18 protein-coding genes are annotated in these 16689 nt (G+C 49.8%); 10 read left to right on the top strand and 8 right to left on the bottom strand.

Translation table 11 applies throughout. The features are described from left to right. Positions 1-15: 15 nt before the first annotated feature. On the top strand, positions 16-123 hold the full coding sequence (locus DHN43_RS27390; RefSeq protein WP_193757775.1) for a phosphoribosylformylglycinamidine synthase-associated small membrane protein: 108 nt from the start codon (positions 16-18) through the stop codon (positions 121-123). Positions 124-168: 45 nt separating this feature from the next. After that, complete coding sequence (gene purQ / locus DHN43_RS08085) at positions 169-840, top strand: phosphoribosylformylglycinamidine synthase subunit PurQ (protein ID WP_108818268.1); 672 nt, start codon at positions 169-171, stop codon at positions 838-840. 67 nt (positions 841-907) lie between these two features. On the opposite strand, the gene chrA is transcribed toward purQ, so the two are convergent. Continuing rightward, positions 908-2134: a chromate efflux transporter gene (gene chrA, locus DHN43_RS08080; protein WP_063292759.1), complete on the bottom strand. Its 1227-nt coding sequence runs from the start codon at positions 2132-2134 to the stop codon at positions 908-910. 89 nt (positions 2135-2223) lie between these two features. Next, positions 2224-3036 carry an AraC family transcriptional regulator gene (locus DHN43_RS08075; protein ID WP_108818267.1) on the bottom strand — a complete coding sequence of 271 codons (813 nt, stop codon included), beginning with the start codon at positions 3034-3036 and terminating at the stop codon, positions 2224-2226. Between the two features lie 147 nt (positions 3037-3183). Between DHN43_RS08075 and DHN43_RS08070 the strand changes: the two genes are divergently transcribed. Then, entirely contained in the window at positions 3184-3720 is a 537-nt protein-coding gene (locus DHN43_RS08070) for a peroxiredoxin-like family protein (protein WP_063289574.1), read from the top strand. 63 nt (positions 3721-3783) lie between these two features. Here the strand turns inward: DHN43_RS08070 and DHN43_RS08065 are convergent, their stop codons facing one another. Together DHN43_RS08065 and DHN43_RS08060 are read right to left on the bottom strand one after the other, a co-directional pair. After that, positions 3784-4848, bottom strand: a complete 1065-nt coding sequence (locus DHN43_RS08065) for an FUSC family protein (RefSeq protein ID WP_063303485.1) — start codon at positions 4846-4848, stop codon at positions 3784-3786. 23 nt (positions 4849-4871) lie between these two features. Beyond that, positions 4872-5855, bottom strand: coding sequence for an HlyD family secretion protein (locus tag DHN43_RS08060; RefSeq protein WP_199914786.1), 984 nt, complete (start codon positions 5853-5855; stop codon positions 4872-4874). Between the two features lie 359 nt (positions 5856-6214). Here DHN43_RS08060 and DHN43_RS08055 point away from each other — a divergent pair, with 359 nt between their 5' ends. The 7 genes from DHN43_RS08055 to DHN43_RS08025 all read left to right on the top strand — a co-directional run bounded on the left by DHN43_RS08055 (position 6215) and on the right by DHN43_RS08025 (position 12096). After that, positions 6215-6727, top strand: coding sequence for a hypothetical protein (locus DHN43_RS08055; protein ID WP_063289576.1), 513 nt, complete (start codon positions 6215-6217; stop codon positions 6725-6727). Positions 6728-6951: 224 nt separating this feature from the next. Beyond that, the gene (purL, locus tag DHN43_RS08050; protein WP_108818445.1) at positions 6952-9156 is read left to right on the top strand and encodes a phosphoribosylformylglycinamidine synthase subunit PurL; all 2205 of its coding nucleotides are present in this window, start codon (positions 6952-6954) and stop codon (positions 9154-9156) included. A gap of 113 nt (positions 9157-9269) precedes the next feature. Then, on the top strand, positions 9270-9503 hold the full coding sequence (locus DHN43_RS08045) for a BolA family protein (RefSeq protein ID WP_057462580.1): 234 nt from the start codon (positions 9270-9272) through the stop codon (positions 9501-9503). 130 nt (positions 9504-9633) lie between these two features. Next, positions 9634-9969: a Grx4 family monothiol glutaredoxin gene (gene grxD, locus DHN43_RS08040; RefSeq protein WP_063289577.1), complete on the top strand. Its 336-nt coding sequence runs from the start codon at positions 9634-9636 to the stop codon at positions 9967-9969. A 153-nt stretch (positions 9970-10122) separates the two neighbouring features. Further along, positions 10123-11001 carry a hypothetical protein gene (locus DHN43_RS08035; RefSeq protein WP_108818266.1) on the top strand — a complete coding sequence of 293 codons (879 nt, stop codon included), beginning with the start codon at positions 10123-10125 and terminating at the stop codon, positions 10999-11001. Positions 11002-11148: 147 nt separating this feature from the next. Then, positions 11149-11811 (top strand): HAD family hydrolase, encoded by a 663-nt coding sequence (locus DHN43_RS08030; protein WP_108818265.1) that lies wholly within the window; start codon positions 11149-11151, stop codon positions 11809-11811. Positions 11812-11904: 93 nt separating this feature from the next. Then, complete coding sequence (locus DHN43_RS08025) at positions 11905-12096, top strand: hypothetical protein (protein WP_063300883.1); 192 nt, start codon at positions 11905-11907, stop codon at positions 12094-12096. Positions 12097-12649: 553 nt separating this feature from the next. Here the strand turns inward: DHN43_RS08025 and DHN43_RS08020 are convergent. The 4 genes from DHN43_RS08020 to DHN43_RS08005 form a co-directional block, all read right to left on the bottom strand. Continuing rightward, positions 12650-13147 (bottom strand): hypothetical protein, encoded by a 498-nt coding sequence (locus DHN43_RS08020; RefSeq protein WP_108818264.1) that lies wholly within the window; start codon positions 13145-13147, stop codon positions 12650-12652. 99 nt (positions 13148-13246) lie between these two features. After that, positions 13247-14212, bottom strand: coding sequence for a tRNA 2-thiocytidine(32) synthetase TtcA (gene ttcA / locus DHN43_RS08015; protein ID WP_108818263.1), 966 nt, complete (start codon positions 14210-14212; stop codon positions 13247-13249). Positions 14213-14344: 132 nt separating this feature from the next. Next, a complete protein-coding gene (gene rpsD, locus DHN43_RS08010; protein WP_057462588.1) occupies positions 14345-14962 on the bottom strand; it encodes a 30S ribosomal protein S4 in 618 nt (205 codons plus the stop codon). A gap of 238 nt (positions 14963-15200) precedes the next feature. Beyond that, complete coding sequence (locus DHN43_RS08005; RefSeq protein WP_193757778.1) at positions 15201-16646, bottom strand: alanine/glycine:cation symporter family protein; 1446 nt, start codon at positions 16644-16646, stop codon at positions 15201-15203. Between the last annotated feature and the right edge of the window lie 43 nt (positions 16647-16689).

The following is a 16689-nucleotide window of genomic DNA, read 5'->3' as shown; positions in this document are numbered from 1 at the left end:
TGCGAGGGCATAAACGTGCAAGACGATACAGGCCGGATCATCCGGTTCATGGTTATCAAAGCAATCATCTTTATTGGCTTGCCCGCTGCCCTCTCTGTTCTTGCGGTGTTTTTACTTCTGTAAAATCTCGTCTGTAACAAGCGGCCCTCCATCCAAGAGGAAACATTCATGAAATCCGCAGTGATCCTATTCCCCGGTTCCAACCGGGATCGCGATATGATCAAAGCGCTGGAGCAGATCTCCGGCCAGTCTGTTGCCACAGTATGGCATACTGAAACTGAACTGCCAGAAGCAGACCTTTATGTCCTGCCAGGCGGCTTCTCTTACGGCGATTACCTGCGCTCAGGTGCGATTGCAGCACGCTCCCACATCATGCCAGCTCTCAAAACTGCAGCAGATCAGGGACGTCACGTTCTCGGCGTATGTAACGGTTTCCAGATGCTGACTGAGGCAGGCCTGTTGCCAGGTGCGCTGATGCGCAATGCATCCCTCCACTTCGTGTGTAAGGAAGTTATGCTGGAAACCACCAGCACCAACAGCGCCTTCACATCGCACATGGAAAAAGGCAAAGTTTGGCGCTGTCCGGTGGCACACCATGACGGCAACTACTTTACTGATGCTGAAACCCTGAAAGAACTTGAAGGCGAAGGCCGCGTCGCATTCCGCTATGCTGACGGTACCAATCCAAATGGTTCTCTCAACGACATTGCAGGCATCACCAGTGCCAAAGGCAACGTTCTCGGCATGATGCCTCACCCGGAAAATCTTATCGAAGATCTTCATGGTGGCCTCGAAGGCCGTGCTCTGTTTGAAAGCGTAATGCAAAACCTCGCTGCTTAATCAGTAAAGCAAACAAGTTTTAGAACCCGGAATGCTCAGCACTCCGGGTTTTTATTGTCTGAAGTCCTTAAATGAACGCAAAGCCAATCCCGGTCAGGCCAAGCAGCACCACAACCACCCATGGCGGCGATTTGAAAGAAACCAGCAGAACAAATCCGCAAAGCGCAGCTGCAAAGTCTTTCGCCTCTAAGATCGCACTAGTCCAGACAGGCGCATATAAGGCCGCACCAAGAACACCAACAACAGCCGCATTTGCACCAGCCATGATGCCACGTGCAGAAGGTGTCTGACGCAGAACAGCCCAGTAAGGCAGACCGGCAATCAAAAGCAACGCTCCTGGCAGGAAGATGCCCAGCAACGCTATGCTTGCTCCAATCCACGCTGCATAGCCCGTCTGCATTTCAGCGCCCAGATATCCAGCAAATGTAAACAAAGGCCCCGGCACGGCTTGCGTCGCGCCGTACCCGGCAAGGAAAGAGCTCTCACTCACCAGCCCTTTGCCAACCACCTCGGCTTCCAGCAGTGGCAACACCACATGCCCTCCACCAAACACAAGCGAACCGGAATGGTAGAAGCTGGCAAACACACCCAGCAACGGATCAACAATAACATCACTCAGAACGGGCAGACCAAAAAGCAGCACAGCAAATAAAATGACAGAAAGCAGCCCAACCCGACGTCTAGGAGCAAATAGAACCTCATGCACCACGGCTTTGGGCTCCGAGCGGCAAAACAAAAAACCTCCCAGACCACCAGCCACAATCGCTGCAATTTGCCCACCGGCACCACCGAAGGCAACAACAAGAACCACGGCCAGAACAGCAAGTCCGGCTCTGAGCTGATCCGCACAAAAGTTTCGTGCCATCCCCCAGACAGCCTGAGCAACAACAGCAACCGCCACCAGCTTGAGGCCATGGATCAGCCCCATGCCAACAGGCCCTTCAAAAGCGCTCGCCCAATAGGCAAATCCGAAGAGCAGCAAGGCTGAAGGAGCAGTAAAGGCGAAGAAGGCAGCCAAAGCTCCCAGCGGCCCTGCCCGCATAAGTCCAAGCCCAAACCCAACCTGACTGCTGGCCGGTCCCGGTAGGAACTGACACAACGCAACCAAATCACCATAGGCTTCTTCGGAAAGCCACTTCCGGCGCTTCACGATCTCTTCGCGAAAATAACCCAGATGAGCAATCGGTCCACCAAACGACGTCAAACCCAGCTTTAGAAAGGTAACAAAAACCTCCAGCGCATGACCTTTGGCATGCACTTCAGGAAGGTTGGTCGGGCGTTCTGTAAAACTCATGCACAGCTCAATTGTATTCTGAAACGAAAGCGGAGCAGCATATAAAGCAGAGATGTGACATTAGGACAAACACGCAGAACGCATCTGTTTTAAGCAGCCACACCTGTTTTCAATGCAACATTACGAGGAAGCTCATTGTAACGCCGTTGATAGGCCCGCGACAATGCCGTTGGTGAAGCAAATCCAACCCGTGCAGCAACGCTTTTCAAAGGGCGCCCAGCTTCCAGATCCAATTTAGCCAAAGCCAGCCGCCAGTTGCTCAAATACGACCCCGGCGTCTCCCCCATGACTTCCTTGAAGTGCACAGCAAACTGTGTGCGCGACATACCAGCAACTTCTGCAAGACTTTCCAGACGCCACTGCTTGGAAGGGGCTTCATGAATGGCAACAAGCGCTTGCGCTAGATTAGGATGAGCCAATCCGGCAATCAGACCGCTGCAGGCAACACCAGACCGCACCGCATGACGCAGCAACCGGATCACCACCACTTCACACAAGCGATTGATCACAGCAGCACTTCCGCACCGAGGCGAAAGCACTTCTTCCACCACCAATGCAGCAAGGCTCTCCAGCTCTGGTGCATCCTTGAGATAGATCTCCACGTAATCTGGCAAAGCAGTGCTCAGCTGAGATCCCGGCCCGCCAAACTCAACTCGAGCTCCGGCAAGAACAACAGTATCCTGGCATATACGCTTAACTTCAGTGGGGTTATTGGGACTGGCAGGAAGAAACACAAGCTTCCGGAAACCTTGCATACACCGAAGAATAAAAAAGTTGCCCTGAAGCACCTCATCCTCAGTGTTTTTAAGAATATGTGCCTCCACTTTAAAGCGTTCAATAAGCGAAGAAAGGCGATCGTATCGCAGCTCTCTCGGTTTCACCTCAGCAAGTGCAGTGGCCATATCCGAACTCTCAGTCAGTTATTTCGAACAAAAAGCAATTAAACGTTCAATATCATATCAAATAGAAATCGACCACTGCTAATTGCCCTTTCAAAAAATCGAATTGAGCAAAGCTACAAAAAGAAAATTTAGCTCAGGAGAATAATAATGCTTATCCCTCGCAAGCCAGTCCCAAGCTTATCTGTGAACCTTCTTGGTGGTGGTACATTCGATCTGTCAGCCGATGCTTCTGACTTTGCCACTCTGGTCGTTTTTTACCGTGGTCTGCACTGTCCCATTTGTGCGACCTACCTGAAAGAACTGGAACGCCTGACACCAGAGTTTGAGGAACGTGGTGTGAAAACCATCGCCCTCTCAACCGATACAGAGGACCGTGCCCAAACATTTTCCAATGCGATTAAAGCAGACAAACTGCGCGTTGGTTATGGCGTTACTCTGACAAAAGCACGTGAATGGGGTCTGTTCATTTCAGCAGGCCGCGGAAAAACGTCTATCGGTATCGAAGAACCAGGCCTCTTTGCTGAACCAGGCCTGTTCTTTGTAAAGCCTGACGGCACTCTCTACTTCGGGAATGTGCAGACTATGCCATTTGCACGCCCTGACTTTAAACCAATGCTCGGTGCTCTCGACTTCTGCATCAAGAATGATTATCCCGCTCGCGGTGAATACACCGGGGCTCTTTAATCAATTGTACCACAAACACTTTTCTTGATGCACGGAGAGGCTGTGATTTCACAGCCTCTCTTTTTATTGGTCTCCATCTGGTTCTTGCTTGGTCTTTTCTTTTGCAAGGTGATCAATATGGCTCAGGTCTGCACCCTGCCAGACACGCACCACAAATAGCGCAGCCCCACCAATAATTGCCCCAAGAACAACTCCTACAAGTCGATCCAACACCAATTGGATGTCACTAATTGGTCCTGATGACGCTAATGCTGCAATAACAAATGCATAACCAGCCTGAGTGCCAGCATATGCCCAATAACTGTTACCATGATGGACCGAGGTCAGAATCCATAGGCCTGCCCACATCGCGATAAGCCACCAGAAAAATTCCTGAAAAGCTATGGCTGCAAGCGCAAGCCCCATTACGCCGCCGACAAAACATCCAACGGCTCGATTAAGTGCAACTTTCTTAACTGACTCGACTGGCCCACAAAGAACAACCATAGATGTGATCGCAATTTGCACCGTTCCAGTAAGGTCGTGGCGGTCATAAATAATGGGTGCGGTAACAGCCACAACTGCACCGCTGACGCACAATGCAACGACCCAATCCTTATCTAGATTCTCAATGGTGGGTTTCCCGAATGGTGCAATTCCAAGAGAAAATCCATCATTTTTAATGAAAACATGAGTGACAGCAGCAGCAACGGCCACACCGAGCGCCAGGTTCAATGCCCGATCAAAAAGTAAAGGAAACAACTGCCCAAGTTCTGCGATAGATATATAGATCGCCAACAAAGCTGTCACGGCTCCCAACAACCACGCATAACCAAAATTCGGACTGGCCAACCGCTTATAGATAGCCAATATCGCTAAACCCGCCACAGCAATCATCTGCAAAGGTTGTTCTTCTACGAATAAAATCACAAATATATAGCCTACAACTGCACCAATGATCGTTCCCAGAACTCGTTGGGCTCCCTTGCGCCAAACATTGGTCCAGTCAGAATTCGCAACTGTCAGAGCTGATAAACCAGCCAACCAGGGAGCATCAGCATCAACAATAAGTGCAGCAACAGCAGCAAGTGTCACAATCAAGCTGGTCCGGAAACCATATTTGAAATCAAAAAAGACTTGCTGTTCCACGTAACTCTACTCCAATATGCGACTTAGTGAATGAGGAGTATGCGGGCATCGCCGCCATGCATTGGTTGATAACCTTCTAGAAACTCTCCCATATCAATTTCGACAGGAAACCTTTGGGACAATCGGATCCAAGCTGTCGTCAGAGGTATAAACGGTAGAACACGAGGATCAGTTATCGCACGCGAAACACCTCGCCCTATCGAACGGACTGTACCTTTGTGAACACGATAGGGGTCACTGGAGACCTGAAACCAAACTGTTTGTCCCGGCTTTAATCGCGATGCATGCCGTTCCACCAAATTGGCTATAATTCTCCAGTTTGTATTCGTGATCAAAGCCAGTTGAGGAATCCCTTCCAGCACATAATTACCCGGGTTAACCGTGTATTCGCTGACCACACCATCGACAGGCGATAAAAGAGACGATTTACGAAGATTGTATTGCGCAAGAGCCGTAGCTGATTGAGCCGCCTCATAAGTGGAGCGCATCACCTCAACCGAATGCGTGGCCGCTCTCAAGGTATCACGTGCAGAATCCGTTTCTGCGTTAGCCTCTTCCAACGAGAGCGTAATGTTATCGAGGCGCTGCTGTGTCACAAACCCATTATCGGTCAATTCTTCAAAGCGTTGCTGCTGCGCAGACAGATTAGCAACCTTGGCAACGGCAGCAGTCACAGAAGCTTCGGCAACCTGAACTTCCGCCTCAGACCGGCGGAGACTGGCCAGTGCCTTTGCTTCTTCTGCTCGTGCTTCCTGAACAGCTAATGCAAAGGGTTCAGGATCAATTTGCAGGAGGAGTTCTCCAGCCCCAATTTTCGTGTTTCGGGCAACTGGTACTTCGGTAACAAACCCGGAAATTTCTGGAGCAACGCGCACAACATCAGCGGAAACATAAGCATCAGCAGTGTAAGTGATGTAATAATCCTGTACCACATAAGCGCCGATCAAGGCGCATGCGCCTAAGATCACCTTGATCGGACCACTTATATGATAAATGCCTCCAGGCACCCTTTATCTCCGCTCACCTGACACTACGCAAAACATAAGTATCGGCGAATTCTTGTTAGACAAACCAGCGTCAAAAACTGGCAAAAGGCGCCTATTTGGAGGCACGAGAAAGCATCGCAAATGAGGGTTTTAAAATCGTGAAAACCATCCCTCTAAATTCAAAGTAGGTAGTAAATACAGTAAGTTAACGAAGATTTCTGAAATGTGAAGTTTTTACACGTGCTCGTTGCAGAACGCGAAACAAAAACCTAACCAGTTCAAAAGGTCGTCGTTGAAACGAGATCAGCAGGTGTGGTTGCATCGCGAAAACGCATAGGCTTGGCCCAGTTGTCAGGCAAACCTGCAAAGGACTATCTGTGATGCCCCCCCTCGCGAAAAGAATTGCCGTCCTCGGAACCGTTTTCGCCACCACGTTTGCAGCGACAACGCTCAACGTCAATGCAGCACAGGTTAATGCTCGAGCCGCAAGCTTCTCCCACACAGGCCAGTTGGCCACCTTTGGCCTCTACAACAACGCAATCGTGACGGATCAGCTCAATCTTAAGCGCATCAACGCTGATTATATCTTCTTAAGCGATAACCCAGAGGACCCTTTTGACTTTGTATCAGGCAGTTGCTTCGGAGGTGCTGTCGTCAAAAACATGCAGGTCCAAGGCGGTGGCGTCTGCAGTTTGAAAGATAAGAATGGGACACCCTTTGCTCTCAGTTATGAAATCACGACAGTTAAGAGTGGAACCTACTCCGGCAACTGGGCAATCCTTGGTGGTGATCAAAAATGGGACACAGCCAAAGGCAGCGGCACATGGAGCAGAATGGCTCTTCCCAATAAGTCCATGTCCGTCACCACAATTCAGGGCGAAATAACCTTCTGACAACCCCCAAATCGCCAATCAGAGGTGAAAATTTTTTCAGTCAATTCAAGAAATTACAGCCTACTTACTTTCCAACAAAGCGACTTGACGTTAAGCTGCAAAAAACCATGCCTTGGCAGCAAAAAAACCAAAAAAACGGTGTCGACAGTTTCCATTTTCCTATGAATCCTGTTAAGCAGCCCGTGACATTTGGCCCCGGCGCACTGCGCCCAAATTTTCTGAGTGTGATGATCCAAAATAGCGTCAAGATCACCCCCGAACTCATTGAGGCCCACGGTCTTAAGGAAGATGAATATGCTCGCATCCTGGAGCTGATTGGCAGAGAGCCAACCTTCACCGAGCTCGGAATTTTCTCCGCAATGTGGAACGAGCATTGCTCTTACAAATCCTCCAAGAAATGGTTGAAGACACTCCCAACCACCGGACCTCGTGTTATTCAGGGACCGGGCGAGAATGCAGGCGTTGTCGACATCGATGACGGGCAGGCAGTCGTCTTTAAGATGGAAAGCCACAACCATCCGTCTTACATCGAACCATATCAGGGCGCAGCAACTGGCGTTGGTGGTATTCTGCGCGACGTGTTCACCATGGGGGCACGTCCGGTCGCAGCCATGAACGCTCTGCGCTTCGGTGAGCCAGATCATCCGCGCACCCGCCACCTCGTATCCGGCGTTGTTTCTGGTGTGGGTGGATACGGCAACTCCTTCGGTGTCCCGACAGTGGGCGGCGAAGTTGAGTTCCACAAATCCTACAACGGAAACTGCCTGGTCAACGCATTTGCAGCGGGCCTTGCCGATTCCGACAAGATCTTCCTGTCCGAAGCAAAAGGGGTTGGCCTACCGGTCGTATACCTTGGTGCCAAAACAGGCCGCGACGGCGTGGGCGGCGCCACAATGGCATCCGCTGAGTTTGATGATTCCATTGAAGAGAAACGTCCAACTGTTCAGGTTGGTGATCCATTCACTGAAAAGTGCCTGATGGAAGCCTGCCTTGAACTGATGAAGACCGGCGCAGTCATCGCCATTCAGGACATGGGCGCAGCTGGCCTCACCTGTTCAGCCGTTGAAATGGGCGCAAAGGGTAACCTCGGCATCGATCTGGATCTCGACAAAGTCCCAGCCCGCGAAGAGAACATGAGTGCCTATGAGATGATGCTCTCTGAAAGCCAGGAGCGTATGCTCATGGTTCTAGAGCCATCCAAGGAAAAAGAAGCCGAAGCCATCTTCACCAAGTGGGGACTGGACTTCGCAATCTGCGGTGTAACCACAGATACCCTGCGCTTTGTTGTGAAGCAGCACGGCGAAATCATGGCCGATCTGCCAATCAAGGAACTCGGCGACGAAGCTCCTGAGTATGATCGTCCTTGGACACAATGGGCTGAGCCGGAAGAAATTGCAGCAGCCAATGTTGAAGAGCCAGCAGACTACAAAGAAGCTCTGCTGAAGCTTATAGGTGGCGCTAACGGATCCTCCCGTCGCTGGGTCTATGAGCAATACGACACCCTCATTCAGGGCAACTCCGCAGCAACTCCGGGCGGTGATGCTGGCGTCATCCGCGTGGACGGAACAGACAAGGGTCTGGCATTCTCCGTAGACGTCAACCCGCGCTATTGCTACGCAAACCCATATGAAGGCGGCAAGCAGGCAGTTGCAGAAACCTACCGCAACCTGTCCGCAGTTGGGTCCCTTCCGCTGGCGATCACCGACAACCTGAACTTCGGCAATCCCGAAAAGCCTGAGATCATGGGCCAGTTCGTTGGCTGCTTGAAAGGCATCGGTGAAGCATGCGAAGTGCTGGAAACTCCGATCGTCTCCGGTAACGTGTCTTTGTACAACGAAACCTACGGCGAGGGCATTCTGCCAACACCTGCAATCGGCGGCGTTGGCCTGCTCAAAGACGTGACCAAGCGCGTTGGCAGTGCATTCGTTAGCACTGGTGAAACCATCATTGTGCTGGGCGGCAAAGGCAAGCACCTCGGTTCATCTCAGTACCTGCAGGAAGTTCTGGGCAGCGATGAAGGTGCCCCTCCTTCAGTGGACTTGGAAGCTGAAAAGCTCACCGGAACGTTCGTACGTGAAGCTATCACCGCGGGCCGTATCACAGCAGCTCATGACATCTCGTCTGGCGGTCTGGCTGTTGCTCTTGCGGAAATGGCCATCAAAGGCAAGCTCGGTGCTACGGTAAAAATCACCGGCGAACATCCTCATGCCATTCTGTTTGGCGAAGATCAAAGTCGCTATGTTGTGACTGTGGCAGAGGAAAAGCTCGCTGCCTTCTTGGAAGATGCGATCGACGCTGGTATCAGCACGGAAGAAATCGGTAAGACTGGAGGTGATACTCTCGTTCTTGGTGATAAAATCAGTGCATCAGTTGAAGAGCTGAACAATGCTTTCGAGGGATGGTTCCCGCATTTTATGCAGGCGAGCTGATACTCGTCCACCGAACTGCTAAACTGAGTTCTAAATAAGATTCGCTTCCCTCCTCATTTGGGTGAGGGAAGCAGCCAAACAGAAGTAACCCAGTCGGGCAAGGAGGCATACCCATGGCCATGGACGCAGGCGAACTACAAAACCTTATCAAAGAGGCTTTGCCAGACGCACACGTGGAAATCAGAGATCTGGCAGGTGACGGCGACCATTATGCCGCTGTCGTTATCTCAGAGAGTTTCCGCGGCAAATCCCGCGTACAGCAGCACCAGTTGGTGTATCAGGCTCTTAAGGGTAAAATGGGCGACGATTTGCACGCATTGGCGTTGCAGACCTCTGCTCCGGAATAACAAAACTAAGGCAGTGCGACCTTTCTCTTGCATTATCCCTGCAAGTTCCCATATGAGTGCCGCACTACGAACAATATACAATCACGGTCACCGGGCTTTGACCCCGGTCGAGCGAAAGGAACTCGATGACATGAGCGATATCCAAAGCTGGATCAAACACGAAGTAGAAAACAACGATGTAGTGCTCTTCATGAAAGGCACTCCAAACTTCCCACAGTGTGGCTTCTCCGGCCAGTCTGTGCAGATTTTGGACTACATTGGCGTAAAATACGTCGGTCATAACGTTCTGGAAGACGATAGCCTCCGTCAGGGCATCAAAGACTACAGCCAGTGGCCAACAATTCCACAGCTCTACGTCAAAGGCGAGTTCGTTGGTGGCTGTGATATTATCCGTGAGATGTTCCAGTCTCAGGAACTCCAGGCACTTCTGTCAGAAAAAGGCATCGAGATCGCACCAGCTGCATAAATCTCTGCTGACCATAAAGTTTATAAAACGGGCCTTCACACGGAGGTCCGTTTTTTCGTTTTCGCTCACGAACCCTTACTCCATCCCATTTGTGAGGTTTAGGTGCCCATCTCACTGTGCTAGCTCTAGTTATTATTCTTTTCGGAGCGCACTATGACCGAGCCAACCATTAAATTTCTTCCCGAAGACTTACGCAACACACATTCAACTTGGTTGCAAAAATACAAAAAAAATATCGTCACCAAATATGGCGAAGATGGCATCATCGATAAGATTTTTGATGTTATTGGAGTGGAAAACAAAGTTTTATGCGACGTGGGTGCAGCCGATGGAAAACATCACAGCAACACATATAACCTGTTAAAGAATAAAGGTTGGAGAGGCGTCTTATTTGAGCCAACAAAACAACGTTATAAATTGCTCAAAGAATTATACAAAGAAAACGAACAAGTACTCCCCCTATTTGAGTACATAGGCCTAGATAAACACACTGATCTGGATTTTCATCTCGACCAACTTCGCGAGAAGATCCCAAGAAATTTTGATTTTTTGTCAATCGATATTGACGGCTGTGACGTCCACATCTGGGCAGATGTAAAGCGATATCGTCCGCGTGTTGTCTGCATTGAGTTTAATCCCTGCATATCTTTGGACATTTATTTCCTGCAAGCGCGAGATCTTTCAGTGAATCAAGGAAATTCCTTACTCGCTATCTGCGAAGAAGCAAAAGATATGGGCTATGAACTAGTTGCAACAACTCAACTAAATGCATTCTTTGTTGATCGCAATGATTTTGATAAATTTGAGATTTTAGACAATTCTCCGAAAGCAATGCATTTCTTGGAGGATAAAACCACTCATATTCTTATGACTTATGATGGTCATCTTTTCTTAGCTGGAAGAACCCATCATCCGTGGAAGCATTACGAAATAAAAGACGACAATATACAAGTATTGCCACCGGAATATCGAAAATGGAAGGCGGATGGGCGCTTTGCATTCGCAACACAGGATAAAGAAAAAGCGCCTTAAAATCCTCTCATCTGAGTATCGGCTTGATAAAGTATTTTCCTACAAAGCCCTTTAAAACGGGCCTTCACACGGAGGCCCGTTTTTTGTTGTCAGGCACTCGAAAACCATTAGGTTATTCTGCAAGCATTCCTCCAAAGCAGGCAGCATATGTTTAAGACTATTGTTTTCGATTTGGATGGCACTATTTGCCACCACAAAGCATCCTACTCCAAAATGTTCTTTGAAATTTTTGGTGAGCAGTTCAACAAGCACAGCGACACTTGGCTACGCCACATACTGCACAATGGCGAGCACACCGGGTTGGAGGCTGTGCAGTCCTGTTTCCCAGACATGCGGGCTGACGAACAGGAGCATGCACTGGCAACGTTCACCCAGAGGTGGGCGGAGGCACAAACTCCTTTCTCTGGCATTTTTGAAGCAATCGCACTTTTGAAGGCAAACTTTGACTGCCAGATTGGTGTCATGACAAATGGCCCTTCAAATTTCCAATGGGCTGTCATGAACAAACTTGGAATTCTGGATCACGTCGACTTTGCGTACGCCAGTGGTGATACATTCCCAGCAGAGTGCAAACCAAGCGTGTCCCTTCTTCGCAAGCTTGAGAACAAACACGACTTTATCGCGGAAACAGCTCTGTTTATTGGCGATAATCTGGAAAAAGACATCAAGCCCGCCCGCGAAGCAGGTTGGAGTGCACTCCATGTTGCTCCCCACGATCAAAAAGCAGATGCCCTACCCCTCAAAAACTTCACAGAAGCAATAGCGCAGGCAGAGAGCTTAGAGGTTAACTGGAGTAGCCTGACCGCTTAACCTTCCTGAACGCTGAATGAACACACCTCTCAGAGCTCTCTCACATTCCCCTTGCTAAAACAGTCTCATCAACAGTTCATCGGGGGATGAGAGATGCAAGTTTATCTGAGAGTTTTGCTCCTTGGCATAATCACAGGCACCACGATGGGTGCAGTCGCCGCAGCTATTACGCCAACCACGAAGGAAGGGTTGGCTCGCTACGAGTGCAACCACATAACCGTTTTCCAAAAGCCGTCTCTACTGAACGGCCCTGACGCCTGTAAGTACTATGGGGGGATGAAGTGAGAACTCAACTGCACTCATACTGCTGCTTCACCACGGTGATAACACCGTCTCGTAAGTTGAAGCGTTCAGTCAGCTTGCTACAGCTATCACACAGCGGAACGATCTGAGCCCGACTTCCGCTCAGCCATCTCAGGTGTGATCCTTGGGTGGGTTTTTTATGACAATCTGCATTGCTGCAGGTAGATGGCCAGTCACGTTTTGAATGCCTGATCCAGTGCAACTTCCAGGAACCGCACCGACAGGATTGATCAGCAGTATCTCTCTGCTTCTTCCATCCAATACCGTTCAAGCCATCAATGACCATATTCATAGTTACCTCCAATGCCTTTCGTGGAAAATTCACATCGAGAAACTAAAAAAAAATCACCACGTTAAACCGTGGCTTGATCGCTGAAATTCTGTCTTAATTCGACTTTAGTTACAGGATCTGGATACAATCTTTATTGAATAGGTAAAATCGCGTAGTTTCTGCAATTAATTCTCGCCGTTTACGTATTTTTATTACCTAACAAGAATTTAAAATACAGCAGGGAATCTCCGGCAACACTGAAAATCAAACACCATTGAGACGGCGAAACTGGTTGATTTGCTCAGACATTTCTTCTGGAGATTGCTTGTAGGTGCCTGGCAACACCCCATCAACGCCCAATCCACGCACGGCTTGAGCATAGGGAAATTTTCGTTTCCCCTTCAAATCCAGCACAACGCGTTTGGCCAGCTTAAACCCCATAAAGCTGAGTTGCTTTACATCCACACTCTCAATCTCATTCCAGGCCAATCTGCGCTTAATGAGAGCACGGTGATAAACAATTCCGTCTTTTCCAATCTCGGTATAATTGAGCGAAGGAAGATGAAAGATGCAGGCAGTGCCAAGTGCAATGGTAATGCCAATCAGAAAGAACGTGGTGATGCTTATGCCAAACACCTCTTCAAGCAACGGAGAGAGATCTGCAAATCCTCGCAACTGTGAGAACACCACAAACATCAGTGCGGTAAAGACGTTCTGCAGAACCAAAGCCGTGTTGCGTGCCCGAAATCGAAGTGGTGTCATGTCTCTATCCAATCCAACCGATCAATCTATCGGAAAAAAGCAAAAACCGCTCCATCAAAGGATGCAGCGGTTTAGAATTACAGCAGTTAAGCCAAATGACTAAAACTCATTGCCAAACAGTTTCTCAGTCATCGCAGCAGCAGCGGAGCAAGGTTCCTGATCACTCTCTCCCTGCTCACCTGTATTAGGACGCAGGCCAACAAAATCAAACGCCTGTGCATCATGTAAATGAGATGGACGCACATGCGCCAAAGCCCGAGCCATAATGCCCAGCCGACCCGGCGTCTCCTTCTCCCACTGCTGTAACATCTTCTTCACCTGAACACGCTGCAAGCCATCCTGTGAGCCACACAGGTTACAAGGAATGATTGGGAAATCCATTGCCTTGGAAAACTTCTCGATATCCACTTCAGAGGAGTTCATCAGCGGACGCAGCACCATCAGGTCCCCTTCATCATTCACCAGCTTTGGCGGCATCGACGCCATGCGGCCACCAAAGAACATGTTCATCATAAAGGTTTCCAAAGCATCGTCCCGGTGATGACCCAGCACAATTGCCTCACAACCCAGCTCACGCGCAGTACGATATAAAATACCGCGGCGCAGGCGAGAGCACAGGGAGCAATAAGTAGACGTTTCAGGCAGCTTGTCGGTCACAATACCGTAGGTGTTCTCGCGCACAATCTTGTTCGGGATCTGGTAGCGCTCAAAGAACTCGGGCAGGATGTGTTGCGGGAAATCCGGCTGGGACTGGTCAAGATTGCAGGCGATCAGATCAACAGGAAGAAGACCGCGCCACTTCAAATCCATCAGAACAGCAAGCAGAGTGTAGCTGTCTTTACCGCCAGAAAGGCAGATCAGCCATTTGGTTTTCTCCGGGCTCGCCCCATCCGGAACCATCTTATAGTCAGAAATTGCCTGACGAGTTTCACGCAGCAACCGTTTACGCAGTTTTTTGAACTCAACCGAACTTGGCACCTCACGGAAAAGTGGATGACACTGTGAATCGAAACTCTTGTCCTCAGCGGCTGTATCAGTGGCGTGTTCTGCGCTTAACTGGCTCATGGCGTTATCTTATCTTCACTCGTTCTCAATCAAACAAAGGCGAATGCAATATGCTGCGGGAGGAATAGCACCACCAAAAGAAAAGGGCCACCCAAAGGGCAGCCCAAATCAAATCCTTCAGGATCAAACCTATTAGCGGGAATAGAATTCCACAACCAGGTTTGGTTCCATCTGAACTGGGTAAGGCACGTCGCCAAAAGCAGGAACACGAGCAAATGTCGCGGTCAGCTTGTTGGTGTCAACGTCAAGGTAGTCAGGAACGTCGCGCTCAGCGGACTGTACTGCTTCCAGTACGATTGCCAGCTGCTTGGACTTTTCACGAACTTCAATAACGTCACCAGGCTTACACATGTAAGAACCGATGTTTACGCGGCGACCGTTTACGTTCACATGACCGTGGTTGATGAACTGACGAGCAGCAAACACAGTGAGAACGAATTTTGCGCGGTAAACAACTGCGTCAAGACGGCACTCGAGAAGACCGATAAGGTTTTCAGAAGTATCACCGCGCTGACGGGAAGCTTCATCATAAGTCTTACGGAACTGTTTCTCAGAGATGTTGCCGTAGTAGCCTTTCAGCTTCTGCTTAGCGCGCAGCTGCACACCAAAGTCAGAAAGCTTACCCTTACGACGCTGACCGTGCTGGCCTGGGCCATATTCACGACGGTTCGCAGGGCTTTTAGGACGACCCCAGATGTTTTCACCCATCCGACGGTCTAGTTTATACTTGGCGCTCTGGCGCTTAGACATCGCAGTTTCCTTAGCGTTTATCTGTAATTTTAAAGGAAACGCGCCCTCCTTTTCCTTCACAAACCCAAAGGCTCATAAAGATTGACAGCGGTCCTGGCAAATAGCGCATGCCGAACCACACGGGTGCGTAAAATCAAAGCGGCTCCATAGGAACCGCCATGAACAGCGCATTCCTATTGAAATTACACGCAAGAGTCAACGGAATATGACAGCAAGCACCTGAGAAATAAGAGCACTATCAATAGCGCCTTTGCGCTTCTTCACCGCGCTCTTTGCTCCAGATCGTAGCATCAACACCATCTGCAAGTTCAGGATGTTCGGCAATATCAAACATAGGCTCCTTCCCTTCCTTAAGCTGCTTAATGTAATCCTTGGTAATCAAGGACACCTTTGGCGCCAGAAGCACAATCGCAATCAGGTTGATTGTCGCCATCACAGCCATAGCGGCATCCGCTGCGTTGAATACAGTATCGACTGTCTGCAAAGTACCCCAAAACACCATTGCCAGCGAAAGAACACGAAGGATTGTGAGCCCCGGCTTCCAGCCATGCTCCAGATAAATCATGGCATTTTCCGCATACGAGTAATTCGCCACAATCGAGGTGAATGCAAAGAATAGGATCGCAACAGCGATGAAGTAGACACCAAAGTCGCCCACATGCGCCTCTGCCGCAGATTGTGTCAGCGATATACCCGTCACACCAGTTGTTGGATCATAGATACCGGAGAGCAGGATAATCAATGCGGTCGCAGTACAGATCACGATCGTATCAATGAAAACGCCCAGCGCCTGCACAAAGCCCTGAGAAGCTGGATGATGCGGATCAGGAACAGCTGACGCAGCAATGTTTGGCGCAGACCCCATGCCAGCTTCGTTGGAGTAAAGACCACGGCGGACACCGTTCAGCAGCGCTGCCATCACACCACCAGATATCCCGCCAACCGCTTCTTCAAGGCCAAAGGCATGCGCGACAATACTCCACAGAACGCCTGGCACTTCTTCATAATTCGCAGCCAGAATACCAAACGCGATCACCACATAAGCAATCGCCATAAACGGAACGACGACCTCAGCAAAGTGCGCGATCTTGCGCAGGCCACCAAAGATGACCAGCCCAGCGGCTAAAACGAGCACAACACCAGTGACGATTTCCGGCATATCAAATGCACTGTTCATAGCATCTGCAATGGAGTTGGACTGCACGGCGGAAAACACGATGCCAAAAGCAAAAATCAAAGCGATTGCAAAGATATGACCAAGCAATTTGCTTTTAAGACCAGCTGCCATGTAAACCGCCGGACCACCGCGAAACTGGCCGTCGTCATCTTCAACCTTATAAAGCTGGGCCAACGCGCTTTCTGCATAAGCTGTCGCCATACCAACCAAAGCAACCATCCACATCCAGAAGATCGCCCCCGGCCCGCCCAGCGTCAGCGCAACTGCAACCCCTGCGATGTTGCCGGTGCCAACACGGGACGCCAGACTGGTACATAAAGCCTGAAACGGGCTGATCCCGTTGCGATCTTCATGCCTCGATTTGAGAAGAACGCTGAAACACTGCCCAAAATAACGAAACTGGATAAAGCCTAATCGGAACGTGAAAAACACACCAACGGCAAGCAAGCCATAAAGCAGAACATAATTCCAGAGGATGGTATTGGTGTAATCGACAACAGTATTGATGATATCCAAGGCTTCGACTCCAGCAAATCCGCAGGTGCCGACT

Source organism: Pseudovibrio sp. Alg231-02, assembly GCF_900143565.1.
Taxonomy (GTDB): domain Bacteria; phylum Pseudomonadota; class Alphaproteobacteria; order Rhizobiales; family Stappiaceae; genus Pseudovibrio.
Note: the sequence above shows the minus strand (reverse complement) of the source record. Positions and strands in the feature narration are given on the sequence as shown.